Source organism: Clostridium rectalis, from assembly GCF_900626095.1.
In the GTDB taxonomy this organism is placed as follows: domain Bacteria; phylum Bacillota; class Clostridia; order Clostridiales; family Clostridiaceae; genus Clostridium_AS; species Clostridium_AS rectalis.
Genome location: NZ_UYZZ01000005.1, coordinates 45104 through 63317 on the forward strand (window position 1 = coordinate 45104; position 18214 = coordinate 63317).

The window sequence follows — 18214 nt, forward strand, 5'->3', positions numbered from 1 at the left end:
TAAAGTATATGGCTAAAGTAATTGTAATAGGTGGTGGCCCGGCAGGCATGATGGCTGCTATTGCTGCTGCTGAAAAGCATGAAGTAATTTTAATAGAGAAAAATGAGAAACTGGGTAAAAAACTTTTTATAACTGGAAAGGGTAGATGTAATGTTACTAATGCTAAAGACATAGGAGAGTTTTTTGATTTTATTCCAGGAAATCCAGAATTTTTATACAGTTCTTTGTATGGTTATACTAATGAGGATGTTATAGATTTTTTTAACAATTTAAAAGTACCATTAAAAATAGAACGTGGGGATAGGGTTTTTCCTAAATCCGATAAATCTTCGGATATAATAAATGCATTAGAAAAAGAACTTTTTAAAAAAAATGTTCGTATTGTTTTATATACACAAGTTAAGGATATGGTACTAGTTAATAATAAAATAATTTCTATTAAAACTATAGATAATAAGGAATTAAAAGGAGATTATTTTATAATAGCTACAGGTGGATTGTCTTATCCACAAACAGGATCAACAGGTGATGGATTTAAATTGGCAAAAAAGGTTGGACATAAAGTTACTTTACTGAAGCCTTCATTGGTACCTATTGAAACTAATGAACAATGGGTGAAAGATCTGCAAGGTTTAGCACTAAAAAATGTAGAATTAACTATTAAAAATAATAAGAAAAAAAATATATATAAAGAATTTGGTGAAATGATATTTACCCATTTTGGAATATCTGGTCCTATAGTGTTAAGTGCTAGTAGATTTATTAAAGATAATGAAAAATTCTATGCTGTCATAAATTTAAAACCGGCTCTTTTACCAGAAGAGCTTGATAAAAGAATTCAAAAAGATTTTTCAAAGTACATTAATAAGGATTTTAAAAATTCATTAGAAGAACTTTTACCTAAAAAACTTATAAATATTATAATAAAACTATCTGGTATACCTGAAACTAAAAAGGTCAATTCTATAACAAAAGAGGAAAGGAAAGCTCTTTGTTATTTACTTCAAAATCTAACATTAGAAGTAAAAGGATTAAGACCTTTAAAGGAGGCTATTGTTACTGCTGGTGGAATAAATGTAAAAGAGATTGATCCCTCTAGCATGAAATCAAAAATTATAGAAAATCTTTATTTTGCAGGAGAAGTTATTGATGTAGACGCATACACAGGAGGTTATAATATTCAAATAGCATTTTCAACTGGCTATTTAGCTGGAAAGATGGTAGGTGAAAAATAATGATTGCTATAAGAGGTGCCATTACAATAGAAAAAAATTGTAAGGAAGATATAAAGAAGGCTTCTATTAAATTATTTAGTGAAATTTTAGAAAAAAATAATTTAGATATATCAGAAATTATATCTATAATATTTTCTTGTACAGACGATATCACTAAAGCTTATCCAGGGAAATTTATAAGAGAAGAGTTTAATTTAGATAAAGTAGCATTAATGCATTTTAATGAAATGAAAGTTGAAAATGCACTGAAAATGTGTATAAGGATTTTAATTTTAACAAAGAACCATAAGGAAAATATAAATTATGTATATTTGGGGAAATCACAAAATTTACGTAAAGATTTGTTTAAATAAAGGATTTTATATTTTATTATAGAATATATTAAGTTATATATATTGTGTAATAAAGCTATATGGAAAGGAAGTTTAAAATTGAGGATAGCTGTTGCAATTGATGGACCTGCTGGAGCAGGAAAAAGCACTATAGCAAAGTTGATAGGGGAAAAATTTAATTTAATGTATATAGATACAGGAGCCATGTATAGAGCAGTAGCCTTAATGGCGAAAAGAAATGGAATTTCTGAAAAAGAAGTAGAAAAATTATCTTCTCTAGTAAAGTCTTTAAATATGAAATTTATAAATAATAAATTATTTGTTAACGGTGAGGACGTAAGTAAAAAAATAAGGGAAGTAAAAATAAGTAACATTGTATCTTTATATGCTACTGTTTCAGAAGTGAGAAGTTTGTTAGTATCTCTCCAACAAAGTATGTCTCAAAAATATAATGTAATAATGGATGGAAGGGATATTGGTACGGTAGTTTTAATTGATGCTCCTTTTAAATTTTATTTAGTTGCTTCTCCAGAGGTAAGAGCGAGAAGAAGATTTAATGAATTAAAAAATAAAGATATTGAAGTTAGTTACGAAAGTATACTTAAGGATATAAAAAAAAGAGACTATATAGATTCTACAAGAGAGGTTACACCATTAAGAAAAGCTGAGGATGCTATTGAAATTAATACCTCTAACTTAACTATAGAAGAAGTAGTTAATGAGATTTCTAATCATATATATAAAAAAGTTAATTAATTGTAGGTGGATATATGAATATAGTACTTGCTAAAAATTCTGGTTTTTGCTACGGAGTAAAAAGAGCTGTGGATATGGCATTAAGAACACAAAAAGATTATAAAAGAAATATATATACTCTTGGTCCATTAATCCATAATAAAGATGTTGTTGATTTTTTAAAGCATAATAATGTTTTCCCAATAGAATTAAAGGAAATAGATAGATTAAATAAGGGAGATGTTATTATAATACGTTCTCATGGAATATCTTTAGAAACTTTAAATATATTAAAAAGGAAAAAATTTAATATAATAGATGCTACATGTACATACGTATCTAGCATTCAAAAAAAAGTAAAGGAATATTATGATTTAGGATATTCTATTTTAATAATAGGAGATAAAACTCATCCTGAAGTTATAGGGATTAATGGATGGTGTGAAAATGATGCTATTATTTCTAAAGATGGCGAAAATATAGAAAAACTTCCTCCAAAAATTTGTGTAGTCTCTCAAACTACAGAAAAAGAAGAACATTGGAATAAGGTTTTGAATATTGTGATAAAGCAATGCAAAGAAATAGTTGCATTTAATACTATATGTAGTGCTACTAGTATTAGACAAAAAGCTGCTGAAAGTTTATCTAAAGAAGTGCAAGCAATGGTAATATTAGGGGGTAAAAATAGTTCCAATACTACAAAACTTTATGAAATATGTAAGAAAAATTGTCAAAATACTATTCATGTAGAAAATGCAGGTGAATTACCTGAATATATATATACAAATAAAATATCTAGTATAGGTGTTACAGCAGGCGCATCTACACCTGATTGGATTGTAAGGGAGGCAATTTATAAAATGAGTAATAATGAAAAAAGTGAGCTAAGTGAACAATTAGAATTTATGAACAATAATGATATACAGATTTCAATAGGACAAATAATTGAAGGTGAAGTTACTGCTATAAATAGTAATGAGAAAGAGGCCTTTATAAATATTGGGTACAAATCTGATGCGGTACTTCCTGTAAGTGAAATTACAAAAGAAGAAAATGCTAATATATCAGATTATATTAAAAATGGTGATAAAGTAAGGGGGAAAATAATTAGTATAGGATCAGAGAACTCAGCACCTATACTATCTGTAATAGAATTAATAAGAGAAAGCTCATATGAAGAACTAAAAGAGGCATTTAATAATAAAAAAGTTATAACTGTAAGAATAAAAGAAGCAGTAAATGGTGGGTTATTAGCAACTTATAATAATATATTGAGAGTATTTATCCCTGCATCTCATATAGAATTATACCATGTAGATAATTTGCAAACATATGTAAATCAAATTGTGGAAGTTAATATAATTGAATTTAGTATTTCACGTAATAATACTAAAATAGTAGCATCAAGAAGAGAACTTTTAAAAGAAGAACAACTAAAAATGGAAGAAAAGGCTTGGGAATCTATAAGTAAGGATACAATAGTTACTGGAGAAATTAAAAGATTAACGGATTTTGGAGCATTTATTGATGTAAACGGGATAGATGGTCTATTACATGTATCAGAAATATCTTGGGGTAGAGTGAACAAACCCTCTGATGTTTTAAAAATAGGAGACAAAATTAAAGTTTATATTATTAATGTGGATAAAGAAAATAAAAAATTATCATTAAGTATAAAGAAATTAACAGAAGACCCTTGGGTAGATGTAGATGTAAAATATCCTATGGGGACCATTGTCCTAGGTAAAGTAGTTAGATTTGCTTCATTTGGAGCGTTTATACAATTAGAGCCAGGAATAGATGGACTAGTTCACATATCACAAATAAGTCATAAAAGAATTGAACGAGTGGAAGAGGTATTAGCTATAGGAGAAACTATAAAAGCTAAAATATTAGAAGTGGATAAAGAGAATAAAAAAATTGCTTTAAGTATAAAAGAAGTAAATGATATTTAAGATATAATATAAAAAAATGCGTGTGTTAAAACATACACGTATTTTTTTATTTATATTTATTTTTCTCATATATAATATTAAAAAATGTATACAATGCCCTTATAAAACATTAGCTTTTTTCTTATATCAGTAATATTTTATTCTTTAATTAATATAATTTATTAGATACTTGTAGGAGGTATTTTATGGGGGATAGAAAATTAGTACAGAATATAGATGAGCTTACTGACAAAGAAAAAAAAATGTTAGGAAGAGTTTTAGAAAATTATGATTTCTCTGTTTTTGATATTTCAAAGGTGCGTAGTGCCTATAGAATAGATACTAACTTAGGCCCCATATGCTTAAAAAAAATTAGACATAGTAAAACTAAAGCTGTAAATGGAAATACTTTAGTACAAGATTTACAAAAACATAACTTTCCATATACCGCTAAATTTCTTAAAACAAGAGATGAATATCTTTTTGTAAAGTATAAAAAAGTTTTTTTTTATGCAACTGAATGGATAGATGGAGAAGAATGTGATTTAGATGACATAGAGGAGGCGTGTAATTGTGTGAAATTATTGGCTAAATTTCATATAGCAACTAGTGAAATCAACACTAGAAAGTTGAAAGTTAAGAATAATTTAAAAAACTGGCCAAGGATATTTAATAGTAATTTATTAGATATGCAAAAATTTAAAAGAATAATTGAAAAAAGAAAAATTAAAAATGAATTTGATTTAACATATAAGGAGTATATAGATAGATTTTATAATAGGGGGTTAGCTGCCTTACATTTATTAAATGCATCTGATTATTACAGACTATCAAAAGATGCTAGCAATAAAAAAACTCTTTGTCACGACAGTTTTTATTATCAGAATATAATAAAAAAAGATAATGTATATTATCTTATAGATTTAGATAGTATACTTATAGATCTTCATATTAATGATTTAGGTAAACTTATAAGGAGATTAATGTTTAAAAAGGAGTATCAGTGGAATTTTGAAAAGGCTAGAAAACTAATAGAGGCTTATAATGAAGTTAATAAATTAAGTAAAAGTGAGATTGAGGCTATGTTATCGCTAATAACTTTTCCTCATAAATTTTGGAAATTAGGTAAAAAAAGATATATAAAGCATAAAAATTGGAGTGAATCTAAGTATATGAATAAACTTACAAAGCTTATAAAATATGATGAAGATGAACAGAAATTTTTAGAAGACTACGTTCAATATGTTAATAATTATGATTAGTATATTATTGACTAAAAAATATAAAAGTCTTATACTAATTTATGAATACAAAACTTATACTAACGAGGCAAATTATGTGTAAATGTGTTAAATTGAGTAAAAACAATATTGAAAGATTCTCAATATTGAATAAAAATAGATTAAACTTTAATTATTTAAATTCGGATTATTTTCAAGAATATAATAATAGTGGTTTTCTTAAGAAAATATTTTTAAGAAATGAAGTTGCTATTTTACAAAAGAATAAGGAGTTTTGTGGATATATTTGGGCTTCTATTAAAAATCAAAATAATTATACAATAAACTCATTAAGCGTGGATTTATGCAGAGAGAGTGAAAGTTTTCTTTATTATATATTGAGTAGCTTAAAAAAGGGTTATACTTTTTCTTATATGTGTGAAAATAATGGTTTTAATATAGAATTGTTACAAAAGGTAGGTTTTTATAAAAGTGGTGGCACTGTGGAAATGTTGCTCAATGTATCTTATAATTCTTATTTTAATATTTCAAAAGATATCCAATTTGAAGTATTTAAAAGGGGGAAAGAAGATATTAGGTGTTATATACAAAATGAAGTATTTAAACATGCGTCAAGAATACCTATTACAGTAAAGGATATACTTTTGGATAAATCACAAGAATATTATTTTTCACCTGGTGCTATATTTGTTAAAAAGAATGATAAATATATAGGGTATGGTCAAATAATAATCGAAGATGAAATACCTATAATAGTTAACGTAGGCATATTAAACGAGTACAGACACAAGGGATATGGTAAAGCGTTAATAAATTATTTATTAAACATAATTAAAAATTATAATTTTAAAAATGTGCTTATAAATGTTGATTATGATAATGATATTGCTTTGAATTTATATAGAAATTGTGGTTTTAAAAAAATTAGTGAAAATTTTACATTGAAAATAAAAACATAGAATAGATTACATAACCTACTCTATGTTTTATTGCTATTTATTTAATTTGTTGTAAACTTCAAGTCCTTTATTTAAAAGTTTAATGGATTCTTTTAAGTCTTCGCAATTAATACAATAGGATAGCCTAACCTCATCTACTCCAAGATTAGCTGAACTATAAAAACCCTTTGCAGGAGTTATCATGACAGTTTTATTTTCATAATTAAAATTTGTTAGCATCCACTTAGCAAAATCATTAGAATTTTTTATGGGAAGTTGTGCTATTATATAGAAAGCTCCTTCAGGCTTTTTACAATTTACTCCATTTATATTTATTAACCCATCGTATAATATATTTCTTCTTTTTTCATATTCTATATTAACTTCTTTAAAATATTCTTTTTGTACATTTATTAAATTGGCAGCCCCAATTTGATCTATTGTGGAGACACTTAATCTAGACTGACACAATTTAAGTAGCTGTTTAGATATATCTTTATTTTTTGTAGCTACCATTCCTATTCTGGCACCACATGCGCTATATCTTTTAGATATGCTATCTATTAATATAATTCTATCTAAGATATCCTTCATGTACATAAAAGACACAAAGTTTAATTTATCATAAATAAATTCTCTATATACTTCATCTGCAATTATAAATAAATTATGTTCTTTAGCTATATCTGCAAGCATTCTTATTTCTTCTTTTGTATATACAACTCCAGTAGGATTACCAGGGTTTGAAATTAACATAGCTTTTGTTTTATTACTTATTTTATTTACTATTTCTTCTTTGTTTTTTAAATGAAAACCGTCTTTTCTTAATGTGTTAAATGATACTATATTAACTCCTGCGATTTTAGCTATATTATTATAATTAGTATAATAAGGTTCTGGAACTAATATCTCGTCATCATAGTCACATATAGTCATAAGTGTATGTTGTATACCCTCGCTGGCTCCATTTGTAATATATATTTCATCTTTATTAAAGTCTATATTAATTCCTTTATAATATTTCATAAAACTTTCTATAAGTATTGACATCCCTTGGGAGTTTTCGTATTTTAAAGTTTTGCCCTTATATTTATTAATAGCCTGAAAAAATTCTTCAGGTGTTTTTATATCTGGCTGCCCAATATTTAAGTGATATACTTTAACCCCTTTTTTCTTAGCTTCCTCTGCAAATGGAATAAGTTTTCTTATCTCTGAAAACTGCATTTGTAAAATTCTTTTTGAAATTTCCATAATCCATCCCCCTTAATGTTGAAATTTTCAAAATTGTATATTAGCTTATTATACTATAATAAGATTATATGTGGGTTAATAAAATATATTAATTATATGAATTTATTTTAAATATATTTTATTATTAACACATATTTTAAAAAAGACCCACTGTATTATTAAAAAAAGACCATAGTGGTTTTAAAGTAAGTAAAACTTAGGTAACAAATAATTAATATATGTGCTAAGATAATATTATAGGATATAATATGTGATAGCCACAGCAGGGACAAAGTGGTTACAGTTGGGGAGGGAAACCTCCCTTTATTGGTTTAAATAAGAGGTATTTTACTATTTAGCATAGAAACTTATATAAAATTCAGAGTATAAGTAGTGTAAGAGAATAATGAAGTAAGTATAATTTTGTGCTTATTTGGTTCTTTAATATTATATAGGATATAAAAATTCATTAATGATATATTAATAATGAAATGGAAGTGCATTATTTATGAGTGATAAGAAAATAAAAATCTCAAGACCTAAAATTTGTAATAATTTAGGGATTATTATTTTATCTAAAGATAATATAGTGGATGAATGTGAATTCTCATTTGGAGAAATTACTGATTGTTGCTTAAGAGATTATAAAGCAAATAAAGTTACTTTTAATCAGATAATATTTAAAAATGTTATTTTCAATAAAATTATTTTTAATCATATAGAAATGCTAGATGTAAGATTTGAAAACTGTGATTTGTCAAATACAGATTTTAGTGAGGCCTTGTTGCATAGAGTGGAGTTTATAAATTGTAAAATTATTGGAATAAATTTAAGCGAAGCTACCTTAAGGAATGTAGTTTTCCAAAATTGTAATGCTCAGTATGCGCTTTTTACATACTCTAATTGTAAACAGGTTGAATTTTTACAATGTTATTTACCATCTTCAGACTTTCAAAGTTCAGTATTTTTAAAAGTAATATTTAATGAATCTAATTTACTTAAGAGTCAGATGAACTATACAAGTCTTAAAGGGTTAGATTTTACTAGTTGTAATATCGAAGGTTTAGGAATTAATATTGAGGATGTTTCTGGTGCAATAGTTACTCCAATTCAAGCAGTTTCTTTCTCTACTATGCTAGGTCTTATTGTAAAATAGATTTAGTCTTAAAAATAAACAAAAATCTAGGAGTTTGTTTATTTTTAGCTATTTATTGTGTTATAATACTATAGAATTTAGCACAATTATATTTTGGAGGTAGCAGGATAATATGAATGAAAATACATTGTCAAATATAAAAAATAATAAAGCAGATAAACACTTTTTAATTTATACCTGGGGTTGTCAAATGAATGAAGAGGATTCAGAAAAACTATCAGGAATGTTACAAACTATAGGTTACAATAAAACAGAAGATAAAGAAAAGGCAGATATTATAATTTTTAATACTTGTTGTGTTAGAGAAAATGCGGAATTAAAAGTTTATGGAAATTTGGGAATGTTAAAGGGACTTAAAGAAAAAAATCCTGAACTTGTAATAGCAGTTTGTGGTTGTATGATGCAGCAGGATGGCATGGGGCAGGCTATACTTAAAAGATATCCTTTTGTAGACATTATATTTGGAACACACAATGCTCATAAATTCCCAGAATATTTAAATAGGGTTAAACAGGAAGGAAGATCTATATTAGAAATATGGGATAAAGAAGAGGGGATAGTAGAAGGTATTCCTATAGATAGGAAAAGTGACATGAAAGCTTTTGTAACAATAATGTATGGCTGTAATAATTTTTGCACTTATTGTATAGTTCCTTATGTAAGAGGTAGAGAAAGAAGTAGAGATGTAAAAGATATATTAGAAGAAATAAAATCATTAGTGTCTAAAGGATATAAAGAAATAACACTACTTGGTCAGAATGTTAACTCTTATGGTAAAGATTTAAACCCTAAAATTAGTTTTGCTAAGCTTTTAAAAGAGGTTAATGGTATTGAGGGAGTTGAAAGAATAAGATTTATGACTTCACATCCTAAGGATTTAACAGATGAAGTTATAGATGTTATAGCTAGTTGTAACAAAATTTGTAACCATATCCACCTACCTGTACAATCAGGTTCTTCAAGAATACTTAAGAAAATGAATAGGCATTATGATAGAGAATACTATTTAAATCTGGTAAAAAAAATAAAAACTAAAATACCTAATGTAGCATTGACAACTGATATAATTGTAGGCTTCCCAGGAGAAACAGAAGAAGATTTTAATGATACATTAACTCTTGTTAAAGAGGTAGAATATGATTCTTGTTTTACGTTTATATATTCAAAGAGAAAAGGTACTCCAGCAGATGAAATGCTAGATCAAATAGATGATAAAATTAAGCATGAAAGATTTAATAGATTAATTGATACAGTAAACTGTATTTGTGCTAAAAAAAATAAAGAATATGTTGGTAAAAATGTAGAAGTTCTTGTTGAAGGTATAAGTAAAAATGATGAATCTAAAGTTTCTGGTAGAACAACTACTGGTAAATTAGTTAATTTTATAGGGGATGAGTACCTTATAGGACATTTAGTAAATGTAAAAATAACTAAATCACAATCATTTTCTTTAACTGGAAAACAGATATAAAAAAAGCTCTTTACTAGAGCTTTTTTTATAGAGTTATTAAAGGAGGGTAAATAAAGTGGGTCTTACACCAATGATGCAACAATATTTACAAATAAAAGAAAAATGTAAAGATTGTATATTATTCTTTAGATTAGGTGATTTTTATGAAATGTTTTTTGAAGATGCACAAACCGCTTCAAAGGAATTAGAATTAGTTTTAACAGGTAGAGATTGTGGACTAGAGAAAAGAGCACCTATGTGTGGAATACCATATCATTCAGCTAATTCTTACATAAGTAGGCTTATAGGTAAAGGGTATAAAATTGCTATTTGTGAGCAATTAGAAGATCCTTCTATTGCTAAAGGAATAGTAAAAAGAGATATAATAAAGATAATAACTCCTGGTACATATACAGATTCTAGTTTTATTCAAGAGAATAAAAACAATTATATTATGAGTATGTATTTAGATGAATTTAATGATTTTGGAATTTGTTTTTGTGATATTTCCACAGGAGAATTTTATGTAACATATACACAATTTAATTATTCACTAATTATAGATGAAATCTCTAAATTTAATCCTACTGAAATACTTATACCAGATAATATAGATAAAATTTTAGAAAAAGAAATTTATGAAAGATTTACTACATCTTTTACTACACTACCTTTTGAATATTTTTCATTAGAAGAAGATTTATTAAAGGGGCAATTTATAGATTATAAGGAAAAAGAATATAATAAGTCGATTATAAGAAGTAGTAATGGGCTTTTAAAATATATTGTAGAAACACAAAAAACTTCTTTATCTCATATAGATAAATTCGAGTATTATAATATAGTTGATTATTTATCTTTAGATATAAACTCAAGAAGAAATTTGGAACTTACAGAAACCTTAAGAGACAAAAGCAAAAAAGGATCTCTTTTATGGGTTATGGATAAAACTAATACAGCTATGGGTGCTAGACATCTAAGAAAATGGGTAGAACAGCCATTAATTAATAAAAATATGATAAAATTGAGACTAAATGCGGTAGAAGAGTTAATAAATAATATATCAATTCATGAAGATTTAAAGGAAGCTTTAAAGGAGATTTATGATATAGAAAGAATAGTAGGAAAAATATCTTCAAAAGGTGTGAATGCTAAGGAACTTATATCTCTTAAAAAATCTATAGAGAAAATCCCCATGATTAAGGTTATTCTTCGAAGTTTTGATAGTGATTTATTAAAAATAATGTATAATGATTTAGATGAATTGAAAGATATTTATGCGTTACTTGAAAGGTCCTTAATGGAGAATCCATCTTTATCTGTAAAGGAAGGAAATATTATAAAAGACGGATACCATGAAACTATTGATGAACTAAGAAAAGCTAAATCTCACGGAAAAGAGTGGATAGCTAATTTAGAAAATAGTGAAAGAGAAATAACCAATATAAAATCTTTAAAAGTTGGTTACAATAAAGTTTTTGGGTATTATATAGAAATTACTAAGTCTAATTTATCATCTGTACCAGAGGGTAGATACATAAGAAAACAGACTTTGGCCAATGCAGAAAGATACATAACTCCTGAACTTAAGGAAATGGAAAATAAAATACTAGGGGCAGAAGAAAAACTTATAAATTTAGAATATGAAGTTTTCATAAATATAAGAAACCGTATAGAAGAGCATGTTGAAAGAATGAAAATCTCTGCAAATATTATAGCTGATCTAGATTGTTTAAGTTCCCTTGCTTTTATAGCTCTTGAAAATAATTATTGTAAACCTGAAATATCAGAAGATGATGAAATAATAATTATGGAGGGAAGACACCCTGTAGTAGAGAAGGTAATTCCTACAGGAAACTTTGTAGCTAATGAAACTAAATTAGATGTGATAGATGATCAGCTACTTTTAATAACGGGACCCAATATGGCAGGGAAATCCACTTATATGAGACAGGTTGCTTTAATAGTAATAATGGCACAAATAGGTAGTTTTGTTCCGGCCAACAGTGCTAAAATATCTATATGTGATAAAATATTTACTAGGATAGGTGCTTCAGATGATTTAGCTGCGGGTAAAAGCACTTTTATGGTAGAAATGTGGGAAGTGTCAAATATATTGAAGAATGCTACTAATAAAAGTTTAATACTATTAGATGAAGTTGGTAGGGGGACAAGTACCTTTGATGGTTTAAGTATTGCATGGTCTGTAATTGAATATATATCTAATAATAATAAGCTTAGATGTAAAACTCTTTTTGCCACACACTATCATGAATTAACTCAATTAGAGGGGATAATACATGGAGTAAAAAATTATTCTGTATCTGTTAAGGAAATGGATAATGATATTGTTTTTTTAAGAAAAATTATACCAGGAGGTGCAGACCAATCTTATGGTATAGAAGTAGCTAAACTTGCAGGTTTACCGGAAGAAGTAATTATTAGGGCTAAAGAAATTTTATATTCACTAGAAGGCAATGAAAATAAAGATACTCATATAGAAAAAATATCAGAAAAAAATTGTAAAAATAAAAATGAAATATCCGAAGTTGCTGTGGATAAAAGTGATAATAAATTGGTTGCAGAAAGCATAGATAATACTTTGCAGATTGGATTCTCAGATGTTGAAAAGAATAATTTAGTACGTGAAATAGCTGGCTTAGATATTATGAATATTACACCTATTGAAGGTTTTAATAAGCTTTATGAACTTATTAAAAAAGCTAAATCTATAAACTAAAAGGGTGAGGGTATTTTGAGTAGAATAAATTTATTAAATAAGGATACGTTTAATAAGATTGCTGCAGGTGAGGTAGTAGAACGTCCTTTTTCTGTAGTTAAGGAATTATTAGAAAATAGTATAGATGCAAATTCTAAAAATATAATTGTAGAAATAGAAGAAGGGGGACAAAAGTTTATTAAAATAACTGATGATGGTGATGGAATACATCCAGAAGATATAGAAAAGGCTTTTCTCCCTCATGCTACAAGTAAAATATCTAAAATAGAAGATTTGTTTTTATTAAATACAATGGGATTTAGAGGCGAAGCTTTGGCAAGTATAGCATCTGTATCTAAAGTGCTTTTAAAAAGTAAAATAGACGGATTACAATTTGGAAGTGAAGTATATATAGAAGGTGGCAACATACAACAAATTAAAGAAATTGGTTTAAATACGGGAACTATAATTGAGGTAAGAGATTTATTTTATAATGTTCCTGCTAGACTTAAATTTTTAAAATCTTCTTCAAGAGAAGCATCATTAATTTCTGATATAGTTCACAGATTATCTTTAGCTCACAGTAATATATCATTTAGACTAATTAATAATGGCAAAGTGGTTCTAAATACTTTTGGTAGTAATAAATTAGAGGATACTATAAGAACTGTATATGGTAAGCAAATAGCAAATAATATAATAAATTTTGAAATATATAAAGACATAATTTCTGTTTATGGGTATGTAGGGAATGCCGAAATAGCAAGAGGAAGTAGAAACAACCAAAGTATATTTGTAAATAAAAGATATATTAAAAACAAATCTATTACAGTGGCAGTTGAGAACGCTTTTAAATCATTTTTAACTATTAATAAGTTCCCTTTTTTTATTGTGTTTATTGATATATTTCCTGAATATGTGGATGTGAATGTACATCCTACTAAAACAGAAATAAAATTTAGGGATGATAGACTTATTTTTAGTACTGTATTTAATGCAGTGCATGGAGCTATAAGAAATAGTTTAATAAATTCTTTTAGTATTGAGGAAACATCTTTTAATAAAGAAAACAGTAAATTTAACCAATTAGAAAAACTTAAGGTTGAAAAGGTTCAATTCCCCATAGATTTGAAATGCTCTAGTGAATCTTATAAAAAAGAAGAAAATGATTATAAAAAAAATATTTTGGTAAATAATACTACATGTAATGAAATAAAAGAAGACAGTATAATTTCTTATACCAATAATTCTTCTGTTGTTAAAGGGGAAAATTACTATAACATAGAGGGGAAATTACCAAAAGAGTTAAACGATGGGGAGTTGAAGACTAAAGAACCTTCAATAGAATTACAGCCTAAATTCCCTACATTAAATATTATTGGACAATTTAATAATACATATATATTAAGTGAATGCTTAAATGAGTTGTATATAATAGATCAACATGCAGCTCATGAAAAAGTACTATTTGAAAAATATATGAATGATATAAAAAATCAGGAAGTAATATCCCAAATATTATTAAGTCCTGTGATTATTGAATTATTCCCTGAAGATTTTATTTATTATGTTGAGAATAAAGAAATCTTCAAAAATGCAGGTTTTACCATAGAAGTTTTTGGGGACAATACTATAAGTATAAGGGAAGTTCCATTTTTAATGGGGAAACCAGAAATTAATAATTTACTTTTAGATTTAATAGACAATATAAAAAATATGGGAAGTGGGAAGACATCTGAAATAAAATATGATTCTATTGCTAAAATTGCATGTAAGTCCGCTGTAAAAGCACATGATAAATTATCTTTAAATGAAATGGAAACCTTAATTAAAAAATTAAGGTATATAAATGATCCTTTTACCTGTCCTCATGGAAGACCTACTATAATTAAAATCACATTAAATGAGTTAGAGAAAAGATTTAAAAGAATACAGTAAAAGGAGAGATTTTTTTAATGAAAGACTTATTTATTCTGGCGGGGCCTACAGCTATAGGAAAGACTTCAATATCTATAGATATTGCTAAAAGACTAAATGGAGAAATAATATCTGCAGATTCTATGCAAATATATAAATATATGAATGTAGGATCAGCTAAAGTTACAGAGGAAGAGATGGAAAATGTAAAACACTATCTTATTGATTTTGTTGGTCCCAAAGAAAAGTTTAGTGCTTCAGAATTTAAAGATTATGCAAAAGATGCTATAGATAATATATGGAATAAAAATAAATTACCTATGTTAGTTGGGGGAACAGGACTGTATATAAATTCCCTTATATATAATTATAATTTTACAGAGGCAAATGAGGATAAGGAATTTAGACATTATTTAGAACAATTAGCAAAGGAAAAAGGCAAAGGATACGTCCATAATTTATTAAAGGAAGTTGATATAGAATCTTATAATAACATTCATTTAAATAACTTAAAAAGAGTAATTAGAGCTTTAGAGGTATATCATTTAACAGGTAAAAAGATGAGTGAATATAAAAGTAGTGAAGATATTTATAATATTCCTTATAACCTTAAGTATTTTGTTCTTAATATGGATAGACAAAAACTATATGATAGAATAGACAAAAGAGTGGATATTATGATGGAAAAGGGACTAGTAAAAGAGGTTATAAAATTGAGGGATATGGGTTGCACAGAAGAAATGCAGTCTATGAAAGGGATAGGATATAAAGAGATACTTTATTATCTTCAAGGTAAAATTAGTTTAGATGAAGCTGTGTACTTGATAAAAAAGGGAAGTAGGAATTATGCTAAGAGACAGTTAACTTGGTTTAGAAAAGATAATAGGGTTACATGGGTTGATAAAGATAAATTTAATTCCGATGATGAAGTGGTAAATTTTATATTAAAACAATGTAGTAACATGAAAAAATAAAGGAGTTTATAATAAATTTATAGAATAATAATATAAAGACTTAATGGAGGGTGAATTATATGAGTAAAACAATAAATAATTTACAGGATATATTTTTAAATGGAGCAAGAAAAAATAAGACTGATGTTACTATATATTTAACTAATGGATTCCAAATTAAAGGTAATGTTAAGGGATTTGATAGTTTTACAGTTATATTAGATTGTGCTGGAAAACAAATGCTTGTGTATAAGCATGCAATATCAACTATAACTCCTAGTAGACCAATATTATTTACTGCACCACAAGATAATACAGAAGGATAGGCAAAAATTTTGCCTATTCTTTTTTTATATGGTAATATAAAATAACGTAATAAATAAAGTGGAGGGTTCTTTAAGATGATTGACTTAACTAAACAACAATTGAAAAAAAATTATAATATTAGTGATAATGTATTAGAAATTTATGAAAAGGCATTAAAAGATGTGGAAATAGAATTTAAAAGGTATGACGATATAAGAGAATTTAACCAACTAAAAGTACTAAGTGCATTACAGCAAGAAAGAATAAGTGATTCACATTTTACCAATAGTACTGGATATGGTTATGGTGATATAGGAAGAGAGGCGTTAGATAGAGTATATGCTAAGGTTTTTAATACAGAAAGTGCATTAGTAAGACCTCACTTTGTAAATGGTACTCACGCTTTAGGAGCAGCTTTATTTGGCAATTTAAGACCAAAGGATACCATGCTTTCTGTTGTAGGAGAGCCTTATGATACTTTACATAGTATAATAGGTATTAGCGAAGAAGAAAATATAGGTTCTCTTAAAGAATATGGAGTAAAATATAAGCAAGTAGATTTAAAAAATGGGAAGGTAGATTTAGATAAAGTTGAAGAAATTTTAAAAGAAGATAGATCCATAAAACTTGTACATATTCAAAGGTCTACAGGTTATGGTTGGAGAAATGCTTTATTAGTTTCTGAAATAAAAGAAATTATATCATTTGTCAAAAATATAAAGTCAGATGTAATTTGTTTTGTTGATAACTGTTATGGAGAATTTATAGATACCATAGAACCTACAGATGTAGGAGCGGATTTAATGGCAGGCTCATTAATTAAAAATATTGGAGGAGGTATAGCACCTACTGGTGGGTATATAGTTGGTAAAGAAGAGTACGTAACTCAATCAGCATATAGACTTACCATTCCTGGAATAGGAGGGGAGTGTGGCTCAACTTTTGGGGTAATGAGACTGTTTTTTCAAGGACTGTTTTTAGCTCCACATATTGCAATGGAAGCTGTAAAAGGTGCCATTTTGTGTTCTAGAATGCTTGAGTTAGCAGGATTTGAAGTGTTACCTAAATATACAGATAAAAGAAGTGATATAATACAGGCAATAAAATTTAATGATAAAGATAAGCTTATAAACTTTTGTAAGGGTATTCAGTCAGGATCTCCAGTAGATTCATTTGTGCAATGTGAACCATGGGATATGCCAGGGTATGAGGACCAGGTTATTATGGCGGCAGGAGCCTTTGTTCAAGGTTCTTCTATAGAATTATCAGCAGATGCACCTATAAGAGAACCTTATATCGCTTATTTACAAGGAGGTCTTACTTATGATCATGCTAAAATAGGAATATTAATAGCTCTTAATAAGACATTAAATTAATATAATTAAAACAGGGTAGCTTAATTTAAGCTATCCTAATATTTTCTATATAAACCAACTATCCTTCCAATTATTTTACATTCTTTTACTAATATAGGTTCCATGTTTTTGTTTTCTGGTTGGAGTCTTATATGATTTTTCTCTTTGAAAAATCTTTTAATAGTAGCCTCATTTTCTAATAATACAACAACTATATCACCATTTTCTGCTATATTAGTTTTTTCTAGTATGGCTAAATCATCATTAAAAATGCCAGCATCTATCATACTTTTTCCGTGCACTTTTAATACAAAAAGTTCTTTATTGCTTTTTATAAAATTTATAGGCAAAGCAAAGTTATCTTCTATATTTTCTACTGCCAAAACAGGTTCTCCTGCAGTTACATTTCCTATTATCGGTATGTTTATTATCTCTTCTTTATGTAATGAATTATCAGTAATTTCGATAGCTCTAGGTTTAGTAGGATCTCTTTTTATAAGTCCTTTTTTTTCAAGTCTTTGCAAATGACCGTGAACTGTTGATGTAGAGCTTAATCCTACAGCAGCACAAATTTCACGTACAGAAGGAGGATATCCTTTTATTTTTATTTGCTGTTTGATAAATTCTAAAATTTGCTTTTGCTTATCCTGCCTTGCCATAAAAAACACCTCGCACTTTAATCTTAGTAGCATTATATCATAAAAAAATGGAAA

General features: G+C 27.1%; 15 protein-coding genes. 13 read left to right on the forward strand and 2 right to left on the reverse strand.

Features of this window, described 5'->3' with window-relative positions; all coding sequences use genetic code 11:
• The first annotated feature begins 8 nt into the window (after positions 1 to 8).
• The 6 genes from EJL03_RS09235 to EJL03_RS09260 all read left to right on the forward strand — a co-directional run bounded on the left by EJL03_RS09235 (position 9) and on the right by EJL03_RS09260 (position 6436).
• Positions 9 to 1235 carry a BaiN/RdsA family NAD(P)/FAD-dependent oxidoreductase gene (locus EJL03_RS09235; protein ID WP_125153691.1) on the forward strand — a complete coding sequence of 409 codons (1227 nt, stop codon included), beginning with the start codon at positions 9 to 11 and terminating at the stop codon, positions 1233 to 1235.
• Complete coding sequence (gene aroH / locus EJL03_RS09240; protein WP_125153692.1) at positions 1235 to 1588, forward strand: chorismate mutase; 354 nt, start codon at positions 1235 to 1237, stop codon at positions 1586 to 1588. The genes EJL03_RS09235 and aroH overlap by 1 nt, the downstream gene beginning before the upstream one ends.
• A gap of 78 nt (positions 1589 to 1666) precedes the next feature.
• Positions 1667 to 2323 carry a (d)CMP kinase gene (cmk, locus tag EJL03_RS09245; protein ID WP_125153693.1) on the forward strand — a complete coding sequence of 219 codons (657 nt, stop codon included), beginning with the start codon at positions 1667 to 1669 and terminating at the stop codon, positions 2321 to 2323.
• 14 nt (positions 2324 to 2337) lie between these two features.
• Positions 2338 to 4257 (forward strand): bifunctional 4-hydroxy-3-methylbut-2-enyl diphosphate reductase/30S ribosomal protein S1, encoded by a 1920-nt coding sequence (locus EJL03_RS09250; RefSeq protein ID WP_125153694.1) that lies wholly within the window; start codon positions 2338 to 2340, stop codon positions 4255 to 4257.
• Positions 4258 to 4442: 185 nt separating this feature from the next.
• Positions 4443 to 5498, forward strand: a complete 1056-nt coding sequence (locus EJL03_RS09255; protein ID WP_125153695.1) for a CotS family spore coat protein — start codon at positions 4443 to 4445, stop codon at positions 5496 to 5498.
• Between the two features lie 74 nt (positions 5499 to 5572).
• Entirely contained in the window at positions 5573 to 6436 is an 864-nt protein-coding gene (locus EJL03_RS09260) for a GNAT family N-acetyltransferase (protein ID WP_164509058.1), read from the forward strand.
• A 33-nt stretch (positions 6437 to 6469) separates the two neighbouring features.
• Here the strand turns inward: EJL03_RS09260 and EJL03_RS09265 are convergent, their stop codons facing one another.
• Positions 6470 to 7666, reverse strand: coding sequence for a pyridoxal phosphate-dependent aminotransferase (locus EJL03_RS09265; protein WP_125153697.1), 1197 nt, complete (start codon positions 7664 to 7666; stop codon positions 6470 to 6472).
• Between the two features lie 487 nt (positions 7667 to 8153).
• Between EJL03_RS09265 and EJL03_RS09270 the strand changes: the two genes are divergently transcribed.
• The 7 genes from EJL03_RS09270 (at position 8154) to EJL03_RS09300 (ending at position 17522) form a co-directional block, all read left to right on the forward strand.
• The gene (locus tag EJL03_RS09270; protein WP_125153698.1) at positions 8154 to 8801 is read left to right on the forward strand and encodes a pentapeptide repeat-containing protein; all 648 of its coding nucleotides are present in this window, start codon (positions 8154 to 8156) and stop codon (positions 8799 to 8801) included.
• Between the two features lie 112 nt (positions 8802 to 8913).
• Positions 8914 to 10272 (forward strand): tRNA (N6-isopentenyl adenosine(37)-C2)-methylthiotransferase MiaB, encoded by a 1359-nt coding sequence (gene miaB, locus EJL03_RS09275; RefSeq protein WP_125153699.1) that lies wholly within the window; start codon positions 8914 to 8916, stop codon positions 10270 to 10272.
• A 55-nt stretch (positions 10273 to 10327) separates the two neighbouring features.
• Positions 10328 to 12991 (forward strand): DNA mismatch repair protein MutS, encoded by a 2664-nt coding sequence (mutS, locus tag EJL03_RS09280; protein WP_125153700.1) that lies wholly within the window; start codon positions 10328 to 10330, stop codon positions 12989 to 12991.
• A 15-nt stretch (positions 12992 to 13006) separates the two neighbouring features.
• Complete coding sequence (gene mutL, locus EJL03_RS09285; protein ID WP_125153701.1) at positions 13007 to 14908, forward strand: DNA mismatch repair endonuclease MutL; 1902 nt, start codon at positions 13007 to 13009, stop codon at positions 14906 to 14908.
• A 17-nt stretch (positions 14909 to 14925) separates the two neighbouring features.
• Positions 14926 to 15861, forward strand: a complete 936-nt coding sequence (miaA, locus tag EJL03_RS09290; protein WP_125153702.1) for a tRNA (adenosine(37)-N6)-dimethylallyltransferase MiaA — start codon at positions 14926 to 14928, stop codon at positions 15859 to 15861.
• Between the two features lie 59 nt (positions 15862 to 15920).
• Positions 15921 to 16166 (forward strand): RNA chaperone Hfq, encoded by a 246-nt coding sequence (hfq, locus tag EJL03_RS09295; RefSeq protein WP_125153703.1) that lies wholly within the window; start codon positions 15921 to 15923, stop codon positions 16164 to 16166.
• Between the two features lie 75 nt (positions 16167 to 16241).
• Positions 16242 to 17522: a methionine gamma-lyase family protein gene (locus EJL03_RS09300; protein ID WP_125153704.1), complete on the forward strand. Its 1281-nt coding sequence runs from the start codon at positions 16242 to 16244 to the stop codon at positions 17520 to 17522.
• A 35-nt stretch (positions 17523 to 17557) separates the two neighbouring features.
• Here the strand turns inward: EJL03_RS09300 and lexA are convergent, their stop codons facing one another.
• Positions 17558 to 18160 (reverse strand): transcriptional repressor LexA, encoded by a 603-nt coding sequence (gene lexA, locus EJL03_RS09305; protein ID WP_125153705.1) that lies wholly within the window; start codon positions 18158 to 18160, stop codon positions 17558 to 17560.
• Between the last annotated feature and the right edge of the window lie 54 nt (positions 18161 to 18214).

Bases quoted from the DNA above. Each gene is read 5' to 3' on its own strand.
- EJL03_RS09300 (WP_125153704.1), top strand. From the start codon at position 16,242: ATGATTGACTTAACTAAACAACAATTGAAAAAAAATTATAATATTAGT.
- hfq (WP_125153703.1), top strand. From the start codon at position 15,921: ATGAGTAAAACAATAAATAATTTACAGGATATATTTTTAAATGGAGCA.
- miaA (WP_125153702.1), top strand. From the start codon at position 14,926: ATGAAAGACTTATTTATTCTGGCGGGGCCTACAGCTATAGGAAAGACT.
- EJL03_RS09260 (WP_164509058.1), top strand. From the start codon at position 5,573: ATGTGTAAATGTGTTAAATTGAGTAAAAACAATATTGAAAGATTCTCA.
- EJL03_RS09265 (WP_125153697.1), bottom strand. From the start codon at position 7,666: ATGGAAATTTCAAAAAGAATTTTACAAATGCAGTTTTCAGAGATAAGA.
- EJL03_RS09255 (WP_125153695.1), top strand. From the start codon at position 4,443: ATGGGGGATAGAAAATTAGTACAGAATATAGATGAGCTTACTGACAAA.
- EJL03_RS09235 (WP_125153691.1), top strand. From the start codon at position 9: ATGGCTAAAGTAATTGTAATAGGTGGTGGCCCGGCAGGCATGATGGCT.
- EJL03_RS09270 (WP_125153698.1), top strand. From the start codon at position 8,154: ATGAGTGATAAGAAAATAAAAATCTCAAGACCTAAAATTTGTAATAAT.
- EJL03_RS09250 (WP_125153694.1), top strand. From the start codon at position 2,338: ATGAATATAGTACTTGCTAAAAATTCTGGTTTTTGCTACGGAGTAAAA.
- miaB (WP_125153699.1), top strand. From the start codon at position 8,914: ATGAATGAAAATACATTGTCAAATATAAAAAATAATAAAGCAGATAAA.
- aroH (WP_125153692.1), top strand. From the start codon at position 1,235: ATGATTGCTATAAGAGGTGCCATTACAATAGAAAAAAATTGTAAGGAA.
- lexA (WP_125153705.1), bottom strand. From the start codon at position 18,160: ATGGCAAGGCAGGATAAGCAAAAGCAAATTTTAGAATTTATCAAACAG.